The organism is Micromonospora sp. DT46 (assembly GCF_049841735.1).
In the GTDB taxonomy this organism is placed as follows: domain Bacteria; phylum Actinomycetota; class Actinomycetes; order Mycobacteriales; family Micromonosporaceae; genus Micromonospora; species Micromonospora reichwaldensis.
The window spans coordinates 300,467-318,809 of record NZ_JBNCKW010000008.1; the positions used below are offsets into that span (position 1 = coordinate 300,467).

The 18,343-nt window shown below is 73.0% G+C and carries 14 protein-coding genes; 3 read left to right on the plus strand and 11 right to left on the minus strand.

Annotated features, from left to right (window positions below; all coding sequences use genetic code 11):
• The first annotated feature begins 64 nt into the window (after positions 1-64).
• A complete protein-coding gene (locus tag ACLQ20_RS23620) occupies positions 65-1,936 on the plus strand; it encodes a polysaccharide biosynthesis protein (RefSeq protein ID WP_425857703.1) in 1,872 nt (623 codons plus the stop codon).
• Positions 1,937-1,996: 60 nt separating this feature from the next.
• Here ACLQ20_RS23620 and wecB read toward each other — a convergent pair whose 3' ends face one another.
• From wecB to ACLQ20_RS23640, 4 genes are read right to left on the minus strand one after another with little or no spacing between them, the layout of a single operon-like run.
• Positions 1,997-3,121: a non-hydrolyzing UDP-N-acetylglucosamine 2-epimerase gene (wecB, locus tag ACLQ20_RS23625; protein WP_425857704.1), complete on the minus strand. Its 1,125-nt coding sequence runs from the start codon at positions 3,119-3,121 to the stop codon at positions 1,997-1,999.
• Positions 3,118-4,356, minus strand: a complete 1,239-nt coding sequence (locus ACLQ20_RS23630) for a glycosyltransferase family 4 protein (RefSeq protein WP_425857705.1) — start codon at positions 4,354-4,356, stop codon at positions 3,118-3,120. The genes wecB and ACLQ20_RS23630 overlap by 4 nt, the downstream gene beginning before the upstream one ends.
• A complete protein-coding gene (locus ACLQ20_RS23635) occupies positions 4,353-5,480 on the minus strand; it encodes an NAD-dependent epimerase/dehydratase family protein (RefSeq protein ID WP_425857706.1) in 1,128 nt (375 codons plus the stop codon). The genes ACLQ20_RS23630 and ACLQ20_RS23635 overlap by 4 nt, the downstream gene beginning before the upstream one ends.
• Entirely contained in the window at positions 5,474-6,514 is a 1,041-nt protein-coding gene (locus tag ACLQ20_RS23640; RefSeq protein WP_305069292.1) for an SDR family NAD(P)-dependent oxidoreductase, read from the minus strand. Before ACLQ20_RS23640 ends, ACLQ20_RS23635 begins: the two co-directional genes overlap by 7 nt.
• A gap of 194 nt (positions 6,515-6,708) precedes the next feature.
• Here ACLQ20_RS23640 and ACLQ20_RS23645 point away from each other — a divergent pair, with 194 nt between their 5' ends.
• Positions 6,709-8,064, plus strand: a complete 1,356-nt coding sequence (locus ACLQ20_RS23645; RefSeq protein WP_425857707.1) for an O-antigen ligase family protein — start codon at positions 6,709-6,711, stop codon at positions 8,062-8,064.
• Here the strand turns inward: ACLQ20_RS23645 and ACLQ20_RS23650 are convergent.
• From ACLQ20_RS23650 to ACLQ20_RS23670, 5 genes are all read right to left on the minus strand, one after another.
• Positions 7,951-9,129, minus strand: coding sequence for a glycosyltransferase family 4 protein (locus ACLQ20_RS23650; protein ID WP_425857708.1), 1,179 nt, complete (start codon positions 9,127-9,129; stop codon positions 7,951-7,953). The two genes, ACLQ20_RS23645 and ACLQ20_RS23650, sit on opposite strands and share 114 nt — an antisense overlap.
• Complete coding sequence (locus tag ACLQ20_RS23655; protein ID WP_327027559.1) at positions 9,107-10,324, minus strand: glycosyltransferase; 1,218 nt, start codon at positions 10,322-10,324, stop codon at positions 9,107-9,109. The genes ACLQ20_RS23650 and ACLQ20_RS23655 overlap by 23 nt, the downstream gene beginning before the upstream one ends.
• A gap of 134 nt (positions 10,325-10,458) precedes the next feature.
• Positions 10,459-11,856: a lipopolysaccharide biosynthesis protein gene (locus ACLQ20_RS23660; RefSeq protein ID WP_327027557.1), complete on the minus strand. Its 1,398-nt coding sequence runs from the start codon at positions 11,854-11,856 to the stop codon at positions 10,459-10,461.
• Between the two features lie 14 nt (positions 11,857-11,870).
• The gene (locus tag ACLQ20_RS23665; RefSeq protein WP_225852284.1) at positions 11,871-12,809 is read right to left on the minus strand and encodes an NAD-dependent epimerase/dehydratase family protein; all 939 of its coding nucleotides are present in this window, start codon (positions 12,807-12,809) and stop codon (positions 11,871-11,873) included.
• 220 nt (positions 12,810-13,029) lie between these two features.
• Positions 13,030-13,974 (minus strand): NAD-dependent epimerase/dehydratase family protein, encoded by a 945-nt coding sequence (locus tag ACLQ20_RS23670; RefSeq protein WP_151455448.1) that lies wholly within the window; start codon positions 13,972-13,974, stop codon positions 13,030-13,032.
• 212 nt (positions 13,975-14,186) lie between these two features.
• Here ACLQ20_RS23670 and ACLQ20_RS23675 point away from each other — a divergent pair, with 212 nt between their 5' ends.
• Positions 14,187-15,116 (plus strand): NAD(+)/NADH kinase, encoded by a 930-nt coding sequence (locus tag ACLQ20_RS23675; protein WP_425857709.1) that lies wholly within the window; start codon positions 14,187-14,189, stop codon positions 15,114-15,116.
• A 341-nt stretch (positions 15,117-15,457) separates the two neighbouring features.
• On the opposite strand, the gene pgm is transcribed toward ACLQ20_RS23675, so the two are convergent.
• Both pgm and glgC read right to left on the minus strand, forming a co-directional pair.
• Entirely contained in the window at positions 15,458-17,104 is a 1,647-nt protein-coding gene (gene pgm, locus ACLQ20_RS23680) for a phosphoglucomutase (alpha-D-glucose-1,6-bisphosphate-dependent) (protein ID WP_151454390.1), read from the minus strand.
• Positions 17,101-18,333, minus strand: a complete 1,233-nt coding sequence (gene glgC / locus ACLQ20_RS23685; protein WP_132235810.1) for a glucose-1-phosphate adenylyltransferase — start codon at positions 18,331-18,333, stop codon at positions 17,101-17,103. Before glgC ends, pgm begins: the two co-directional genes overlap by 4 nt.
• Positions 18,334-18,343 lie beyond the last annotated feature (10 nt).

The following is an 18,343-nucleotide window of genomic DNA, read 5'->3' on the forward strand; positions in this document are numbered from 1 at the left end:
TAAAGAGCCCTAAAGCTCCTTCCGCCCTGTGGCGGAAGCCCTCGGAGACGGACAGGGAGCACAGATGCCGCCCGAAACAGAGGCCACCCGACTCGGTGAACAGAGTTCACACCGGGCCAGGGCGCGTCGCCGCACAATCGGATTCCTCGCCACCGACAGCACCGCCTGGGTCGGTGGGTTCACCGCAGCGGTCTGGTTCCGTTACGAACTCGACCTGGCCTCCGGCCAGCTCGCGCGCGCCGCCACCTGCGGCATCCTCGCCGCCGTCGTGCACGTCGCCGTCGCGGCGGTTCGCCGGATCTACTCCGGACGCCACCCGCTGGGCAGCCTTCAGGAGGTGCAGGGGGTCGCGGGCACGGCGGCCACCACGGCCGCGATCATGCTGATCGGGCTGCTGCCGGCCGGCGTACGACCGGTGCCGGCGAGCACGCCGCTGGTCGGCGGCGCCCTGGCCCTGCTGTTCATGCTGACCGCCCGGTTCACCTACCGGCACCGCCGTGACCTCGCCATGCGGCCCGACGCCCGGTCCTCCAACCCCGTGCTGCTGTTCGGGCTCGGCGACGCCGGGCAGGGGCTGCTGCGGGCCATGCTCGGCGATCCGCGTGGACGCTACCGGCCCGTGGGCGCCCTCGACGACGACCCCGACAAGCGGGACCTGCGCATCGGCGGCGTACGCGTGCTCGGTGGCCGTCAGGACGTGGCGGCGGCCGTACGGCGCACCGGCGCGACGACGGTGATCTTCTCCGTCGCCAACGCCGACGCCGCGCTGATCCGGCAGATCCGCGAGGCCACCCTCCGGACCGGGGCGACGTTCAAGGTGCTGCCTCCGGTCCGGGACCTCGTCGACCACCGGATCACCGTCACCGACGTCCGCGACGTGCAGATCGACGACCTGCTGGGCCGCCGGCAGGTGGTCGCCGACATGGCGCTGAGCGGCAACGGGCTCAGCGGTCGACGGGTCCTGGTCACCGGCGCTGGCGGCTCCATCGGCTCGGAGCTGTGCCGGCAGGTGATGAAGGCGGACCCGGGCGAGCTGATGATGCTCGACCGCGACGAGTCGGCCCTGCACGGCCTGCAGATGTCGCTGGCCGGACGCGCCCTGCTGGACGGCCCCGAGCTGATCCTCGCCGATCTCCGCGACGACGAGGGCATCCGGCGGATCATCCGCGAGCGCCGGCCGGACGTCATCTTCCACGCCGCCGCGCTCAAGCACCTCACGCTGCTCCAGCGGCACCCCGGCGAGGCGGTGAAGACGAACGTCTGGGGCACCCTCTCCGTGCTCGACGCGTGCCGCGACGTGGCCCGCTTCGTCAACATCTCCACAGACAAGGCGGCCGACCCGATCAGCGTCCTCGGCTACTCGAAGCGGATCACCGAGCGGCTGACCGCGCACGCCGCCTCCCGGTTCCCCGGCACCTTCCTCAGCGTCCGCTTCGGCAACGTGCTGAGCAGCCGCGGCTCGGTGGTGACCGCGTTCCAGCGGCAGATCGAGCTGGGCCACCCGCTCACCGTCACCCACCCGGAGGTGACCCGTTACCTGATGACGGTGCAGGAGGCGGTGCACCTGGTGTTGCAGGCCGCCGAGATCGGCCGCGACGGGGAGGCGCTGGTGCTGGACATGGGCGAGCCCGTCCGCATCGCCGACCTGGCCCGGCAGATGGCCGAGCAGGCGGAGAGCGGCGTGCCGATCGTCTACACCGGGCTGCGCCCCGGCGAGAAGCTGCACGAGGACCTGTTCGGCACCGGCGAGACCGACACCCGGCCGCTGCACCCGCTGGTGTCGCACGTGGCGGTGCCCGCCCTGGACCCGATCGAGGTCAGCGGACTCGACCCGTACGAAGATCCGGAGAAGGTGGCCGCGCAGCTCGCCGCGCTCTGCGACCACCCGGTCGTGCCGGTCCCCCGCGCCTCGGTGCAGGTGCCGTTGTCCCGCTGACTCCCACACGGTGAGGGCCGGCGACCGGGAAGCTCCGGTCGCCGGCCCTCGCGGTACGGCTCAGCGGCGGATGCCCGCCCAGTCGTGGTGCCGGCGGACGGTGGAGAGGATGAAGTCGACCACCCGGCGGGAGGTGTCCGGGATCCGGTAGTCCACAGGGCACGGCACCCCCTGGGCGGCGACCTGGGCCACGGTGACCTCGACCGCCTCCACGACCCCCTGCGGGTCGAGCCCGGTCATGATGATCCCGCCGGCGTCCAGCGCCTCGGGGCGCTCGATCGACTCGCGCAGCGTCACGGCGGGGAAGCCGAGGATCGCGGCCTCCTCGCTGATCGTGCCGCTGTCGGAGAGCGTGCAGAACGCCCGGGTCTGCAGGTGCACGTAGTCGAAGAGGCCGAACGGCTCGTGGAACGCGATCCCGTCGAGGGCGGCGGCGTCGGGCGCCAGCGCCTCCAGCCGCTTGCGGGTACGCGGGTGCGTGGAGACCAGCACCGGGTGCCCCCACCGGTCGCGGACGGCCCGGAGGCAGTCGAGCAGGCGCTGGAGGCGGTCCGGCTGGTCCACGTTCTCCTCGCGGTGCGCGCTGACCACGAAGTACCGGCCGGGTGCGAGGTCGAGCTGGCGCAGGACGCCCGACGCGGCGACGTCGGCGCGGTAGTGCTCCAGCACCTCCCGCATGGGCGAGCCGGTGTGCAGGATCCGGCGCGGGTGCAGCCCCTCGGCCAGCAGGTTGCGTCGCGCGTGCTCGGTGTAGACCAGGTTGAAGTCGGCGACGTGGTCGACGAGCCGCCGGTTGGTCTCCTCGGGGACGTTGAGGTCGAAGCAGCGGTTGCCGGCCTCCATGTGGTAGACCGGCACCCGCATCCGCCGGGCCATCAGCGCGGCGATGCAGCTGTTGGTGTCGCCGAGCACGAGCAGCGCGTCCGGTCGGGTCTCGGCGATCGCCGTCTCCATGCCGACCAGCACGCCGCCCAGCACCCGGCCGAGCGACGAGGTGTCCACCCGCAGGAAGCGGTCCGGCTCGCGCAGCCGCAGCTCCTTGAAGAAGACGTCGGAGAGGGTGCTGTCCCAGTTCTGCCCGGTGTGCACCAGCAGGTGGTCCACGGTGTCGTCGAGCCGGGCGATCACCCGGGACAGTCGGATGATCTCCGGTCGGGTGCCGACCACCGTCATGATCCGGGTCATGCCCGTCCTCTCTCTGCTGCCAGCTTGGTCATGATGTCCTCGAACTGGTCCACGCCCACCCGCAGCGACATGCGCTCCTGGTAGACCCGTCGGGCCCGCCGGCCCAGTTCCGTCCGGGCGTCCGCGGACTCGGCCGCCGCGACGGAGAAGCGCGCGGCGAGCGCACGCCAGTCCCCCGGCGGGGAGACGAGGCCGACCCCGGCCGAGCGGACCAGGGCCGCGGCGTCGCCGCCCACCGACGCGATCACGGGGCTGCCGCAGGCCAGCGCGGCCTGCAACTTCGACGGGATGCTGCCGCGCAGCGCGGGCAGGTCGCGCAGGCAGATCAGCTGCCAGTCGGCGGCGGCGTACAGCGCGGCCATCCGTTCGGCGGGCCGTCGGCCGATGAACCGCACGTTGTCGGCGCCGAGCTCCGCGGCGAGCCGGCGCGCGGCCTCCTCGCCGGCACCGGAGCCCACCAGCACCAGGTCGATCCGGTCGCGCACGACGGCCGCCGCCCGGATCGCGGTCTCGATCCCCTGCAACAGGCCGATGTTGCCGGCGAACATCACCGTGCAGCGCCCGCGGTGGCCGAGCGCCGCACGGGCCTCGTCGGTGGCCGGCACCGGCCGGAACAGCGCGTCGTCGGTCCAGTTCCACACCACCCGCACCCGGTCCGGGTCCGCGCCCCGGGCCACGACCAGGTCGGCCATCGCCGGCGAGATCACCACCACGGCGCCGGCGAGGCGGTACGTCGCGCGCATCAGGGCGGCGACGCCGCGCTCCAGGGCCCGGCCCGCCCGGCCGGCGGGCGCCATGCCCGAGCCGAGCACCGACTCCGGCCACAGGTCCTGGACGTGCAGCACGATCGGCGTACGCCGGGCCAGGCGGACCAGCGCCGCCGCGGCCGCGGAGGTGGGTGGCGGGTGGTAGACGTAGGTGACGTCGACGCCCGCCAACCAGCGGACGCCACCCAGCGCGCTGCTGGCCCCGAAGGACAGGTGGCTCAGCGCGCGCCGGGCGGCGGACGTGTCGTGGCTGGGATAGGCGGGCACCCGCCGCACGGCGACCGGCCCGTCGGTCTCGGTGTGTCGCCAGCGCTGCCGCCAGCCGGGGAAGATCCGGCCGTGCGGGTAGCTCGGGAAGGTGGTGAGCACCCGTACGTCGTGGTCTCGCTCGGCCAGTTGCCGCGCCAGGTTGCCGGGGATGAACACCCCTTCGGGCGGGTACCACTGGCTGACCAGGCCGATCCTCACGGGACGGCCACGGCGCGCTCCGGCCGGCCCGTCTCCACCGGCTCGGGCCAGGTGTCCGGCCGTTCCGGGTCGAACAGCTCGTTCGTCCAGAACATGGTGACCAGGTCGTCGCCGCCGGTGTTGACCAGCTTGTGCGCCCACATCGTGGGCATGTCCACGAGCACCGGCTCGTCGCCGGAGACCGCGAACCGCACCACCCCGGTGTCGTCGACGCGGCGCAGGCTGATCTCCGCCGTGCCGCGCAGCACGACGAAGCGCTCCACCTTGGCCAGGTGGAAGTGCTCGCCCCGGGTGATGCCGGGGCGCGTGGTGGAGCAGAAGGTCTGGCCGCCTCCCCCGTGCGTCCGGACCGTCTCGACCAGCTCGCCCCGGGCGTCCGCCCGGCGCGGCAGCGCCAGCGGATAGTGCGCCGGGAAGCAGTGCGAGCGGTAGGTGTTGAACAGCCGCACGTCGTGCCGGTCCACCAGGGACGGCAGTTCCCCCGTCCGATAGGTGGCGGCGACGTCGGCGAGCCGGTCGGCGAGGGCCCGTACGCCGGTCCGCAGCGCCGGCATGGTGGGGTCCCAGGAGCCGCCGGCCGGGACGCCGACGAGCCGGGCCGCCGCGTCGGTGACGTGCACCAGGCTCAGCTCGCGGTCGCCGTGCACCTCCGGTTGCCCGCCCTCGGCGAGCAGCCGGCAGAACGTCGCGACCGCTGAGTTGTAGTACGGCCGGCCGTGCTCGCCGTACAGGTTGGGCAGCAGGACGTCGTCGAACGGCAGGCCCGTGTCGGCCAGGAGGCCGGCGGCGGCGGCCTTGGCGTCGCCGTAGGGGGTGCCGTTGCCGGCCTGCACCGAGTTGGCGAAGACCACCGCGCCGGGGGGCGTCGGGCAGTGCTTGAGGCCCTGCGCGAGCTGGGCGGCGAGCTGCACGTTGCCGGCGGCGACGTCGGCCGGCTCGCCCCGGTTGACCCCGGCCAGGTGCAGCACCCGGTCGACGCCGTCGAGCTTCGCCGCGACCCGCTCCGGGTCGGTCAGGTCGGCCCGCGTGACGACGACCGGCTCCGGCCGGCCGAGGACACGCAGCAGCACCCGCACGTGCCAGCCGAGGAAGCCGCCGGCGCCGGTGACCGCCAGCCTCAGCACGCCAGCACCGGGTCCCGCAGGGCCAGCTCCGCGCGTACCTCCGGCAGCGTCCTCAGCAGCTCGACGATCTCCGGTACGCCCAGCCGCGGCGCGTTGGCGGAGTTGAAGTCCTCCCGCGGCCCCCGGCCCAGCTCGCCCTCGGAGACGTAGAGCGCGTAGTTGAGGTCGCGGGCGTCCAGCGGCACCCGGAGGAAGTCGCCGAAGTCGTCCGCCTGGGCGAGTTCCTCCCGGCTGGCCAGCGTCTCGTCCTGCTTCTCGCCGTGCCGTACGCCGATCACGTCGAGCTTCGCGGGCACGTCGAAGAGTTCGCAGACCGCCTCGGCCAGGTCGCCGACGGTGCAGGCGACGGCCTTGCGGATGAAGATGTCGCCGGGCCGGGCGTGCTGGAAGGCGTGCTCGACCAGCTCCACCGAGTCGTCCAGCGACATCAGGAAGCGGGTCATCCCCGGGTCCGTGACGGTGGGCGCCCGGCCCGCCTTGATCTGCTCGATGAACAGTGGGATCACCGAGCCGCGCGAGTACATGACGTTGCCGTACCGGACGCAGGAGACCGTCGTCGCGCTGTTCGGGTTGTTCCGGGCGTGCGCCTGGGCGACCTTCTCCATCATGGCCTTGCTCATCCCCATCGCGTTGACGGGGTGGACGGCCTTGTCGGTGCTCAGCACGACCACGGAGCCGACGCCGTTACGCTCCGCCGCCTCGACGACGTTGGCGCTGCCCAGGACGTTGGTCCGCACCGCCTCCAGCGGGAAGAACTCGCAGGAGGGCACCTGCTTGAGGGCCGCCGCGTGGAAGACGTAGTCGATCCCCCGGCTGGCCCGCAGCACCGAGTCGTAGTCGCGTACGTCCCCGACGTGGTAGCGGACCCGGTCGTCGCCGAGCTGCCGGCGCATGTCGTCCTGCTTGGCCTCGTCGCGGCTGAGCACCCGGACCTCGCCGACGCCACGGTCGAGGAGGCGGCGGACCATCGTCTTGCCGAAGGAACCCGTGCCGCCGGTGATGAGTACCCGCTGGCCGTTGGAATTTGTGGTCACTCCCGCTCCCATGTCGGTTCGCCGTGCCCCGCCCCGTACGCCCGGCGGGTTCGTTGTGAGGAACGACCACTCCCGTACCGGAGAAACGCCTTTCATCCGACAATCGCTACGAATGCCCGCTTCATTAAGGAATAGGTGGGAGACTCGGCGAGCAGCGGATATGCCGCCTGGCCACCGACACGAAGGACTACAGCGTGGGCGACGTACCTCCAGGCCTCCTGTCCGGACCCGCCCGCTCGCCCGGCACGCACCGGCGACGGGCCCATCGGCGTTACGCCACACTGGTCAGCGTCGCGATCGTCAGCGTCGTCGCCCTGATGGTGGGCTGGTCGGTGGACCAGACCCCGCTGGGCCCCGCCCTGTTGGCCGCCGTCGTCCTCAGTGGTCGCATCCCCCGGCCGGGGCTGGTCGACGTGCTCGCCCTGCTGCTCGGCGTGTGGGTGGTCGCCAGCCTCGGGTGGACGCTCGACACCTCGGCGACCCGCAGCACCGTCTACCTGTACGGCACCTGCCTGCTGCTGCTGGTCGCGGTGCGGCACATCGTGACCACCACCCGCGATCTGCTCGCGGTCGGCGTCGCGTTCATCGCCGGCTGTCTCATCCGGGCGGTCGAGCTGATCCGGGCACCCTCCACCGGCGGCGACCTCGACCGGACGGGAGCCTTCGACCTCAGCGTCCGGTACGGCATCGAGGGAATCAACATCAACCTGACCGCCTACACGATGGTCGCCGGAATCCTGCTGGCGGTGTTGCTGGGCAGCGTCGGTGGGCTGCCCCGCGCGGTCCGCCTCGCGCTCTACGCGTGCGTGCCGCTGCTGGGCTACGCGGTGCTGCTCAGCGGCACGCGGGGCGCGCTGGCCGCGCTGCTGCTCGGCGCCGTCTACCTGGTGTGCAGCCGGGCGGCCCCCCGGGCGTGCTGGCTGGTCGCGGCGGTGGTCGTCCCGGCGGTCCTGCTCCTGGTACCGCTCGGCCTGGGCGAGGCGACGATGCTGCGCCTCGACGGCCTCGTCGCCGACCGGGCGACCGGTGACCTCGCCGGCCGGATGCTGGTCTGGCCCGAGGCCGTCGCTGTCTGGGGGCAGTCCCCGCTCGCCGGGATCGGGGCGGGCGCGTTCATGGCGGTCAGCTCCTGGGGAATCGGCGCCCACAGTCTGGTCCTCACCCTCGGCGCCGACCTCGGGCTCGTGGGCGTGCTGTGCTACGCGGCCGTCCTGGCCGCCGCCATGCGGCCCGTCGGGCGCGCCTCCCGGCTCGGCGCGCGGCTGGCCGGGCTGTTCCTGGTGATGTTCCTGCCGATCTGGCTCACCGGGCACTGGGAGGCCGCCCTGGCCGCCTGGCTACCGCTGGCGTTGTTCTCGCTCGTGCCCGCCCTCACGGCCGACCCGTCGAGCCGCCCGCACGGCACCGGCGGCCGGCACCACCGCAGAGACCACCGGTCAGGACCCGACGGGGTGCTTCCCCGGAGCGGCGGCCGGCGGCCGGCGGTCGTGCCGGGGGGAACCGGCGACCCGACGCCACAGGTCGGTGTGCTGGCGCAGCACGCTCTGTAGCCCGTAGAGCCGGTGCACCCGGGCCCGGGCCCGGTCGGCCAGCTCAGCACGGCGCGCCGGGTCGGTCATCAGCTCCCGCAGCGCCGCGGCGAGGCCGGCGGGGTCCGAGGGCGCGACGACCACCCCGCTGTCGTCGCCGAGGATCTCGGCGGTCGCCCCCACGTCGGTGGCGACGACCGGGCAGCCGAGCGCCATCGCCTCGACCACCACGTTGGGGAACCCCTCGGTGTGGCTGGGCAGGACGAACAGGTCGCAGCGGGCCATCATGGCGAGGACGTCCGGGTGCGGCAGCTCGCCCAGGAAGGACACCGACGCCGGCGGCTGGTGCCGCTCGGTCACCGATCCCAGGTAGGCCGGATCGGCGGGGCCGACGAAGAGCAGCCGCCAACCCGGCTGCGCGGCCGTCCGCCACGCGGCCAGCAGGTCCTCGACCCCCTTGGCGGGCAGGAACCAGCCGACGAACAGCATCGTGCGTTCCGCCGGCGCGGGATTCCGGTGTGGCGCCGGAAGCCGGTCGAGGTCCACTCCGTTCGGCATCCGCCGCACCCACACCGTGGGGAGCTGGTTGCGGACGGTGGACTCGGACGCCTCGTCGAGGACCAGAACGACCGTCGCCAGCCGCATCGCCGGGGCCATCGACCGCCACTCCCGACTGCCGCGCCCCGCGATCTCGGGGATCCGCCCGAAGTGCAGGTGGTAGACGGCCGGTCGCCGGTACACCCGGGTGATGAGCAGTAACGCCAGGTCCCGGAGGACGCCGGGGCCACCGGACGAATGCAGGTGCACGACGTCGGTCCGGCCCGCGGCCAGGACGCGGCGCAGTGCCACGGCGCCGGCCGTGAGCTGGCGTACCCCCGCCGTCAGGCGTCGCCCCGGCACGAGGTCGTGCACGCCGCGCCACCGCTGGGCGATGTCGACCACCTCGATGTGGACCTCCGGATCGTCGCGGAACCGGTCGACCAGCATCGCCACCCCGCGGGCGATGCCTCCCATCGGTGGCGGCAGGGGCCCCACCACGCACACCCGCATCCGCTCCGGCATCTCAGTGCCCCCGGTGTCCGGCACCCGTTACCTCCTGTACAGAATCGAGCAGCCGCGCCAGCGGCTGTGCGTACGCCCGGACGTCGAAGGAGTCCAGCGCCTGCTCCCGGGCGGCCTTGCGCATGAGCAGCCGTTCCTCGGCGGTCAGCCGCACCGCCCGGTGCAGCGTCGCCGCCAGCGCGGCCACGGAGTGGTCGGTGCAGACCAGGGCATTGACGCCGTCCTCCAGGTAGCGGCCCAGGTCGCTGGTCAGGTTGCAGATCACCGGGGTGCCGTTCGCCATCGACTCGCAGACCTTCGTCGGGAAGCCGGCGTTGGCGTAACGCGCCGGCGGCCGGAGCAGAACGCTGAAGTCGGCCTCGCGCAACAGCTGCGGCACCGTCCACTGCGGCACCCGGCCGACCACCTCCACCATCTCCGGCGGGTCGCCGCCGAGCAGATCGCGCAGCTGTTGGCGGGACGGCCCCACCACCCTCAGCCGCAGCCGCGCACCGGAGCGCGCCACCGCCTCGACCGCCTCGACGACGGTGCCGAGCAGGTCCTTGCGGCCGGGGGTGCCGGCGTAGACCAGGGTGAGCCCGTCCCACCCGGTGGCCGGGGTCTCCGGTGTGCTCGCCAGCTGCCGCACGTCGAGGGTCGGCGGCACCCGCACGACCTGGCAGCCCCGCTGCCGAAAGTGCTCCTCGAGCAGGGTGCTGATGGCGATGACGCCGGAGCAGCGCGGGTAGTGGTGGCGCAGGGCGAGCTTCGCAGACAGGTGCAGGGGGCCCAGCGCTCCGCCGACCAGTTGCCGAGGGCTGTACCACTCGACCACGTCGACCACCAGCGGAATCCCGTGGCGCCGGCACCACCGGCGCAGGTGGACCATGTACGGCGTCCCGCCGCCGTAGACCACGACATGTGACGGTCGGGTCGGTTGCGCCGCCAGCCAGGCGACGGTCCGCGCTCCCCAGCGGAGGAGCACCTGGGTCGCCCTGGCCGCCGGGCTCGCCCCGGCGGGCGGCAACTCGCCCACTCCGACGTGGGTTATCGTGCCCGGCCCCGTCACGACGTCGACCGGTCGAGGCTCGGCCGGGGTGTGCTCCCCGCCGACCACCACCACGTGCCGGCCGGCCAGGGCCAGCGACCGGGCGATCCCGTCGACCCGCCGGGAGCATGCCTCGCCCCACGGGTAGCGGAACGGCCCCACGTACGCCACCCAACCGGATGAATCCGTCATGGCACTGTCCTCTCCGGCACCGGGCCGGGTACGGCCACGGCGGAGACCTCCGCCGGGCGGGCGACGAAAGCCCGGGTCACCGGGCCCCTGCTGTGGTGGCACCGCGACCAGGCGCGGCCGGTCCGGCGGTCCGCTCATGCCGCGACCCGCTGGCCCTGGACCGCCGGGCCGGCTCGGGCCAGCACCTGGCGGTAACCCAGCAGCGCCGCCGGGAACACCGTCACCAGTGCGACTGCCGCACCCAGCCACGGCACCGCGGCCATCCCCAGCGCCCCGGCGCCCCACCACTTCAGCGGCACCGCCAGGACGAGGTACGCCGCCCAGGCGACGAGCTGCGGACGGACCACCCCGGCGGCGTTCTGCACCATGAACCAGGGCGAGGCCACCGCGAGCACCATCCACCAGGCACCGAGGCCGGCGAGCAGCCACCGGTCCGGTGCCTGCGTCATCCCCATCAGCGCGGCCAACGGTTGCCCACCGACGAGCGCCACCACGATGCTCGGCAGCCCGACGGCTGTCGCGGCCACGAGGGTCATCCGCCTGGTGCGGCGGCGGATCCAGGCCACCCGCCCGTGGGCCAGCGCCTCACCGTGCGCCGGCCACGCCGCCGCGCTCACCATCGACATGAGCAGCCCGAGCTGGGCGATCAGGCGGGCGGCCACGGCGAACACGGCCACGTCGGCCAGGCCACGGGTCTGTGCCACGATCAGCGGGTCGGCGTTGGTCGCGACCGTCAGCGCTGCCGTGAGCAGCAGGAACATCCCGCCCAGCCGGAGCAGCTCCCGGGCGGCGGCCCTCTCCACGCACCGCAACGACGGGGCCAGCTCCGGCATCCGCCGGATGTAGAACCACAGGCTGTTCACCGCGTTGCCCAGCAGCGGACCGATCACCACGGCGGCCACCAAGGTCACCGGCGCGGCGTCGAGGGCCACGGCGGCCAGGGTCAGCGGAAGGCAGAGCAGGGACCCGGCCAACTGCCACGTGTTGGCGCGGGCGACCTGCTGGACGCCGTACTGCACCCGGATGACCAGCGACATCGGCACGTTGAGGATGAAGACGGTCAGGCAGACCAGCGTCATGGACCGGGCGGTCGGCACCAGCTCGGCGCTGGGCAGGTTGAACACGGAGGTCCACGGGATGGCGAGCGCCCCGATCCAGAGGGCGGCGCAGGCCGCGACCGCCGCGCCGGCCAGGGTCAGGTAGGCGGTGGAGACGTAGCGTCTGGCCTGGGCGGTCTCGCCCCGGGCCTGGGTGTCCGCCAACTTGGTCATCAGCCCGTTGCCCAGGCCTAGGTCGGCGAAGGCCGCCATCGCGGTCAGTGCCGTCACCGCCTGCCACAGGCTGAACAGCTCCGTGCCGAGATACCGATGGGTGAGCGGGAGCAGCAGCAGCGGCACGACGGCACCGACCGCCCGACTGCCCACCGTCGTCGCGATGCCGGCGACCAGCCTCCGGTCACGGCCCCTGTCGTCCGCAGCCGGGTCGGCCGGCGCGGATCGGGCGTCGGCCGGCTGCGTGACGGCGGGGTGCATCGCGGTCGGCCGCCCTAGACCGGACTCAGCGCGCGGGCAGCCGAGTGCCACTCGACCGTCGCCGCCAGACCGGCGCGCAGCGAGTGCGGCCGGGCGGCGGGGAACAGCTCCTGCAGCCGGGTGCAGTCGGCCTGCGAGTCGCGGACGTCGCCGGGCCGCGGTGGGCCGTGCTCCACCTCGAGCCGCCGGCCGAGCACGACCTCCAGCTCGGCGACCAGATCCCGCAGCGACGTACGGGTGCCGAACGCCAGGTTGACCACGTCGGGCGCGCCGACGCGGCGCACCACGGCGTCGGTGATGATGTCGGTGACGTCGGCGACGTAGGTGAAGTCGCGGGTCTGCTGGCCGTCGCCGTGCAGCGTCAGGGGCCGGCCGTCGAGCGCGTCGGCGATGAACCTCGGCACCACGGCGGCGTAGGGGTGCTCGGGATCCTGCCGCGGCCCGTACACGTTGAAGAAGCGGAACGGGAGCACGGCGAGGTGGAAGCAGGCAGCGTAGGCGAGGGTGTAGGTCTCGGTGGCGAGCTTGGAGACCGCGTAGGGGCTCACCGGCATCGGCCGCAGCGCCTCGTGCCGGGGCATCCCCGGAGCCGCCCCGTAGACCGAGGAGGACGAGGCGACCACCACGTGCGGCACGTCGTGGCGGCGCACCGCCTCCAGCACGCTCACCGTTCCCGTGGCGTTGGCGTGGTGGCTGCGCGCCGGATCGTCGATCGACCCGGGCACCGAACCGAGGGCACCGAGGTGCACGACGCTCGCGGCGCCCGGTAGCGCGTCGTCCAGCACGTCCGGGTCGCAGACCGAGCCGACGAGGACCCGGGCGGGCGCGTCCAGCAGATTGTCCAGCGAACCGGTCGACAGGTCGTCGACCACCACGATCTCGCTGATCCGCGGCTGCTCGGCGAGCGCCCGGACCAGGTTCGAACCGATGAAACCGGCCCCGCCGCTGACCACGATCTTCAACTGTTTCCCCCGATGTCGCGTGTTGCCGCCTACCGGCGCCAACTAGGCGAAATGACCTTTTTGCACCCTTCTTGACAGTCAACGACAAGCAACACCCAAGGTCACGGTTGCGGATCAGGACGGGGTGCCGTCGCACCGGCGGCTCCCGCCAACCCGTTCGGGCGGGTACCGGCCACCGCCGCCCGCGCCCCGGCCGGTGGCCGGTCCGCCGTCAGGCAAGCTGCTCCGCGTGCGCCTCGTACCACTGCACGGTCGCCCGCAGGGCCTGGGCGCGCGGCACCGGCGTCACGTCGGGGAAGAGCGCGCGCAGCACCCCGTCGTCCGCGTCGGAGTGGCGCACGTCGCCCGCCCGCGACGGGCCGTGCTCCACCTCGAGCCGGCGACCGAGCACCTCCTCCAGCTCCGCGATCAGCTCCAGCAGCGAGAGCCGCGCGCCGAAGGCGAGGTTCACCACGTCGGGGGAGCAGACGCGGCGCAGGACCGCGTCGACGATCACGTCCGTGACGCTGCCGACGTAGGTGAAGTCACGGGACTGGGTGCCGTCGCCGTGCACCTGGAGCGGCCGGCCCTCCAGCGCCGCCGAGACGAACCTCGGCACCACGGCGGCGTACGCGTGGTTGGCTGCCTGCCGGGGCCCGTAGACGTTGAAGAAGCGGAACGGCAGCACGCCGATGCCGTAACAGGCGGCGTACGCGAGCGCGTAGGCCTCCGTGGCCAGCTTCGAGACCGCGTACGGGCTGACCGGCATCGGCCGCAGCGTCTCCTGGCGGGGCAGGACGGGGTTGGCGCCGTAGACGGAGGACGACGAGGCGACCACGACGTGGGGGACCCCGTGGCGCCGGACGGCCTCCAGCACGCTCAGGGTGCCGGTGGCGTTGGCGTGGTGGCTGCGCAGCGGGTCGTCGATGGAGCGGGGCACCGAGCCGAGGGCGCCGAGATGCACCACGCCGGCCGCCCCGCTGACCGCCTCGTCGAGCAGATCGGGGTCGAGGATCGTCCCCGTGAACAGCCGCACCGGCAGGTCGATCAGGTTCTCCAGCAACCCGGTGGAGAGGTCGTCGACGGCCACCACCTCGGTGACCTGCGGCGTGTCGGCGAGGGCGCGTACCAGGTTGGAGCCGATGAAACCGGCGCCACCGGTAACGACGATCTTCAAAGATCCTCCTCGTGGTTCCCGCCCGGCGCGCCACCTGCACGCGGGCCCGGGACATCGAGCCCCTGCGGACCCGCTCCCGTCTCCACCAACGACCCGTGCACCGGCGCGTCACGCGGAAAGCTCCGGACGTGACGAAGTGACACGTCGCGCGGTCGCCCGCCCGCCTCGCGGTACGCCCGTCCCGGGACCCCGGGATGTGATGAGCTGTAGGCATGGACCGGAGCCGGCTCGGGCTGGTGCTGCACCCCACCCGGGACGTCTCCGCGGTGGTCGACACCATCGTGACCTGGGCCGCCCGACACCACATCTCCCTGGCCGTACGCGCCGAGGACCGGCACCGCGTACCGGCCACGGTCGAACCGCTGCCGGTGGGCGAGGTGGCCCACCGGTCGGACGCGCTGATCGCCATCGGCGGCGACGGGACGATGCTCGGCGCGCTCCGGTCGGCCGTCCACGATCCGAAGCCGGTGCTCGGCGTACACGTCGGCAAGCTCGGCTTCCTCGTCGAGGTGGAGCCGCCGGAGCTACCGAGGGCCCTGGACCGGCTGGTGGCGCACGACTTCACGGTGGAGAACCACAGCTGCCTGGCCTGCGACGTCTGCGGCGACGACCTCGTCGCGTTCAACGACATCGCGCTGATCCGCCAGCCCGGTGCCGGCTTCGTCAGCGCCTCCCTCGCCGTCGACGGGCAGCAGTACGGGTACTACCGCTGCGACGCGCTGGTGGTCAGCACCCCGACCGGCTCGACCGCCTACAGCTACGCCGCCGGCGGCCCGCTCGTCTCGCCGGCCACCGAGGCGGTGGTGGTGACCCCGTCCGCCCCGATGGCCGGCATCTCCCGTGCGCTGGTGCTCTCCCCCCACGAGACGGTCCGCCTGCAACTGCGCGAGGGCTCCGGCCCGGTCGCGATAGAGGTGGACGGCCTGGTCATCCGGGACGCCGCGACGGAGGGCGTCGTGCAGATCCGCTACCGGCACGACGCCGGCCTGGTCGTCCGCCTGGACCCGCGCCGCTACCAGGAACGCAACCAGCTCAAGCTGAGCCTGCTGGACCTGCCGCTGCTTCCCGACCAGCTCCGCGAACTGCTGCCGGAGGGCCTGCGGGAGAAGTTCAACCGCCGCGAGCTGCCCCCGCCCCGCTGACCCGCCCACCTGCACCCAGGCCAGCCTGGGCCCGACACACGCTGGGCCCGACACACGCTGTCGAGCTGATGTCGTAGACGACTCAGCTCGACAGCGAGGCAGGCTCGACCGGCCAGGCAGGCACGGCAGGCAGGCACGGCAGGCCAGCACGACCGGCCAGGCACGCACGGCGGGCCTGGCAGGAGCGCTCCCGTCAGCAGGCGCCCGCGCCGGAGAGCGCCCCCTCCTGCCCTCGGGCATGGGGCAGCTCGACAGTCGCGCACGGCCTTCTGACGCCGGCACCGGCGCCGCTCGGTCCGGCGCACACCGGTGTCGGCTGCGGTGGGAGGCGAGCCAGGTGCTCAGGCCCGTTCGAGGACCTCCGAGACCAGGTCCTTCGCCTCCTGCTGGATCCGGGCGAGGTGCTCCGGGCCCTGGAAGGACTCGGCGTAGATCTTGTAGACGTCCTCGGTGCCCGACGGCCGGGCGGCGAACCAGCCCGACTCGGTGGTCACCTTGAGCCCGCCGATCGGCGCGTCGTTGCCGGGCGCGGCGGTGAGGGTCGCGGTGATCGGCTCGCCGGCCAGCTCGGTGGCGGTCACCTGCTCCGGCGAGAGCTTGCCGAGCACGGCCTTCTGCTCGCGGGTCGCCGGCGCGTCGATGCGGGCGTACGCGGGCGCGCCGAAGCGCTCGGCCAGCTCCGCCCAGTGCTCGCTGGGGGTGCGGTCGGTGGTCGCGATGATCTCGGCGGCGAGCAGGCAGAGCAGGAGGCCGTCCTTGTCGGTGGTCCAGGTGCTCCCGTCGCGGCGCAGGAAGGACGCGCCGGCGCTCTCCTCGCCGCCGAAGCCCACCGCGCCGTCGAGCAGCCCGGGGACGAACCACTTGAAGCCGACCGGCACCTCCAGCAGCGGGCGGCCCAGGTCGGCGGCGACCCGGTCGATCATCGAGGAGGAGACCAGGGTCTTGCCGACGGCGGCGGCGGGGCCCCACTGCGTGCGGGTGCGGAACAGGTGGCCGATCGCCACCGCGAGGTAGTGGTTGGGGTTCATCAGGCCGCCGTCGGGGGTGACGATGCCGTGCCGGTCGGCGTCGGCGTCGTTGCCGGTGGAGACCTGGTAGTCGGCGCGGGCGGCGATCAGGGAGGCCATCGCGTTCGGCGAGGAGCAGTCCATCCGGATCTTGCCGTCGCCGTCCAGGGTCATGAACCGCCAGGTCGGGTCGACCGTCGGGTTGACCACGGTCAGGTCCAGCCGGTGCCGCTCGGCGATCTCGCCCCAGTAGGCCACGCTCGCGCCGCCGAGCGGGTCGGCGCCGATGCGCACCCCGGCGTCGCGGATCGCGTCGATGTCGATCGCCGCCGGCAGGTCGTCGACGTAGCGGGCGAGGAAGTCGTACGACCCGGTGGTGTCGGCGGCGCGGGCCCGGGCGTACGGGATCCGCCGGACCTCCTTCAGTCCGTCGGCGAGGATCGCGTTGGCCCGGTCCTGGATCCACCTCGTGACGTCGGTGTCCGCCGGGCCGCCGTGGGTGGGGTTGTACTTGAAGCCGCCGTCGTCGGGCGGGTTGTGCGACGGGGTGATGACGATGCCGTCGGCGAGCCCGCTGGTACGCCCCCGGTTGTGGGTGAGGATGGCGTGCGACACCGCCGGGGTGGGCGTGTAGCCGTCGCGGCTGTCGAGCAGCACGGAGACCTCGTTGGCGGCGAGGACCTCCAGCGCGTCCACGGCGGCCGGGGCGGAGAGCGCGTGGGTGTCGCGGCCGAGGAAGAGCGGCCCGTCCAGGCCCTGCTCGCGGCGGTAGTCGCAGAGCGCCTGGGTGACCGCGAGGATGTGGTCGGAGTTGAACGCGTGGCGCAGGCTCGACCCGCGGTGCCCGGACGTGCCGAAGGAGACCTGCTGCGCCGGGTCCTGCGGATCGGGGTGCTCGGCGTAGTAGGCGGTCACCAGCCGCGGCACGTCGACCAGGTCGGCGGGCTGGGCGGGCTTGCCGGCCCGGGGATGACTGCTCACGGTTCCACCTTCTGTCCCTTGCCGATCACCACGATGCCGTTGTCGGAGACCGTGTAGCGCTGCCGGTCCTTCTCCAGGTCGACGCCGATCTCGGCCCCCTCGGGCACGATCACGTTCTTGTCGAGGATCGCCCGGCGCACGACCGCGTGCCGGCCGATGTCGACCCCCTCCATCAGCACCGCGCCGTCCACGTGCGCCCAGGAGTGCACCTTCACCTTGGGCGAGACGACCGAGTTCTCCACCAGCGAGCCGGAGATCACCGCGCCGGGCGACACCATCGAGGCGACCGCCCGGCCGACCCGCTCACCCCACTGGTGCACGAACTTGGCCGGCGGGTACGTCAGCTGCCCGGTGTAGATGGGCCAGTCGAAGTTGTAGAGGTTGAACACCGGGTGCACGTTGATCAGGTCCATGTGGGCGTCGTAGAAGGAGTCGAGCGTCCCCACGTCGCGCCAGTAGCCGCGGTCCCGGTCGGTGCTGCCGGGCACCTCGTTGTCGCGGAAGTCGTAGACGTTGGCCTCGCCGCGCTCCACCAGCATCGGGATGATGCTGCCGCCCATGTCGTGCTTGCTGGTCTTGTCCTCCGCGTCGCGCTCGACCGCCTCGCACAGCGCCTTGGTGCTGAACACGTAGTTGCCCATCGACGCGTAGATCTGGTCGGGCGCGTCGGGCAGGCCGACCGCGTCGGTGGGCTTCTCGCGGAACGCCCGGATCCGGCGGCCGTCCTCGCCGACCTCGATGACGCCGAACTGGTCGGCCATCGACAACGGCTGCCGGATGCCGGCCACGGTGACGCCGGCGCCGGAGGCGATGTGGTCCTCCACCATCTGCCGGGGGTCCATCCGGTAGATGTGGTCGGCGCCGAAGACGATCACGTGGTCGGGCTGCTCGTCGTGGATGAGGTTGAAGCTCTGGTAGATCGCGTCGGCGGAGCCGGCGAACCACCACGGGCCGCGGCGCTGCTGCGCCGGCACCGGGGTGACGTAGTTGCCGAGCAGGGTCGACATCCGCCACGTCTTGGTGATGTGCCGGTCCAGCGAGTGGGACTTGTACTGGGTCAGCACGACGATCTTGAGATAGCCGGCGTTCGCCAGGTTGGACAGGACGAAGTCGACCATGCGGTACATCCCGCCGAACGGGACGGCCGGCTTGGCCCGGTCCGTGGTGAGCGGCATCAGGCGCTTGCCTTCTCCGCCGGCCAGGACGATCGCGAGCACCTTGGCAGCCATGTCCAGACGC

What these genes read in the sequence shown, in the direction of transcription:
- ACLQ20_RS23655 (WP_327027559.1), bottom strand. Translation starts at nt 10,324, where the DNA reads ATGACGGATTCATCCGGTTGGGTGGCGTACGTGGGGCCGTTCCGCTAC.
- wecB (WP_425857704.1), bottom strand. Translation starts at nt 3,121, where the DNA reads ATGACCCGGATCATGACGGTGGTCGGCACCCGACCGGAGATCATCCGA.
- glgC (WP_132235810.1), bottom strand. Translation starts at nt 18,333, where the DNA reads ATGGCTGCCAAGGTGCTCGCGATCGTCCTGGCCGGCGGAGAAGGCAAG.
- ACLQ20_RS23660 (WP_327027557.1), bottom strand. Translation starts at nt 11,856, where the DNA reads ATGCACCCCGCCGTCACGCAGCCGGCCGACGCCCGATCCGCGCCGGCC.
- ACLQ20_RS23620 (WP_425857703.1), top strand. Translation starts at nt 65, where the DNA reads ATGCCGCCCGAAACAGAGGCCACCCGACTCGGTGAACAGAGTTCACAC.
- ACLQ20_RS23675 (WP_425857709.1), top strand. Translation starts at nt 14,187, where the DNA reads ATGGACCGGAGCCGGCTCGGGCTGGTGCTGCACCCCACCCGGGACGTC.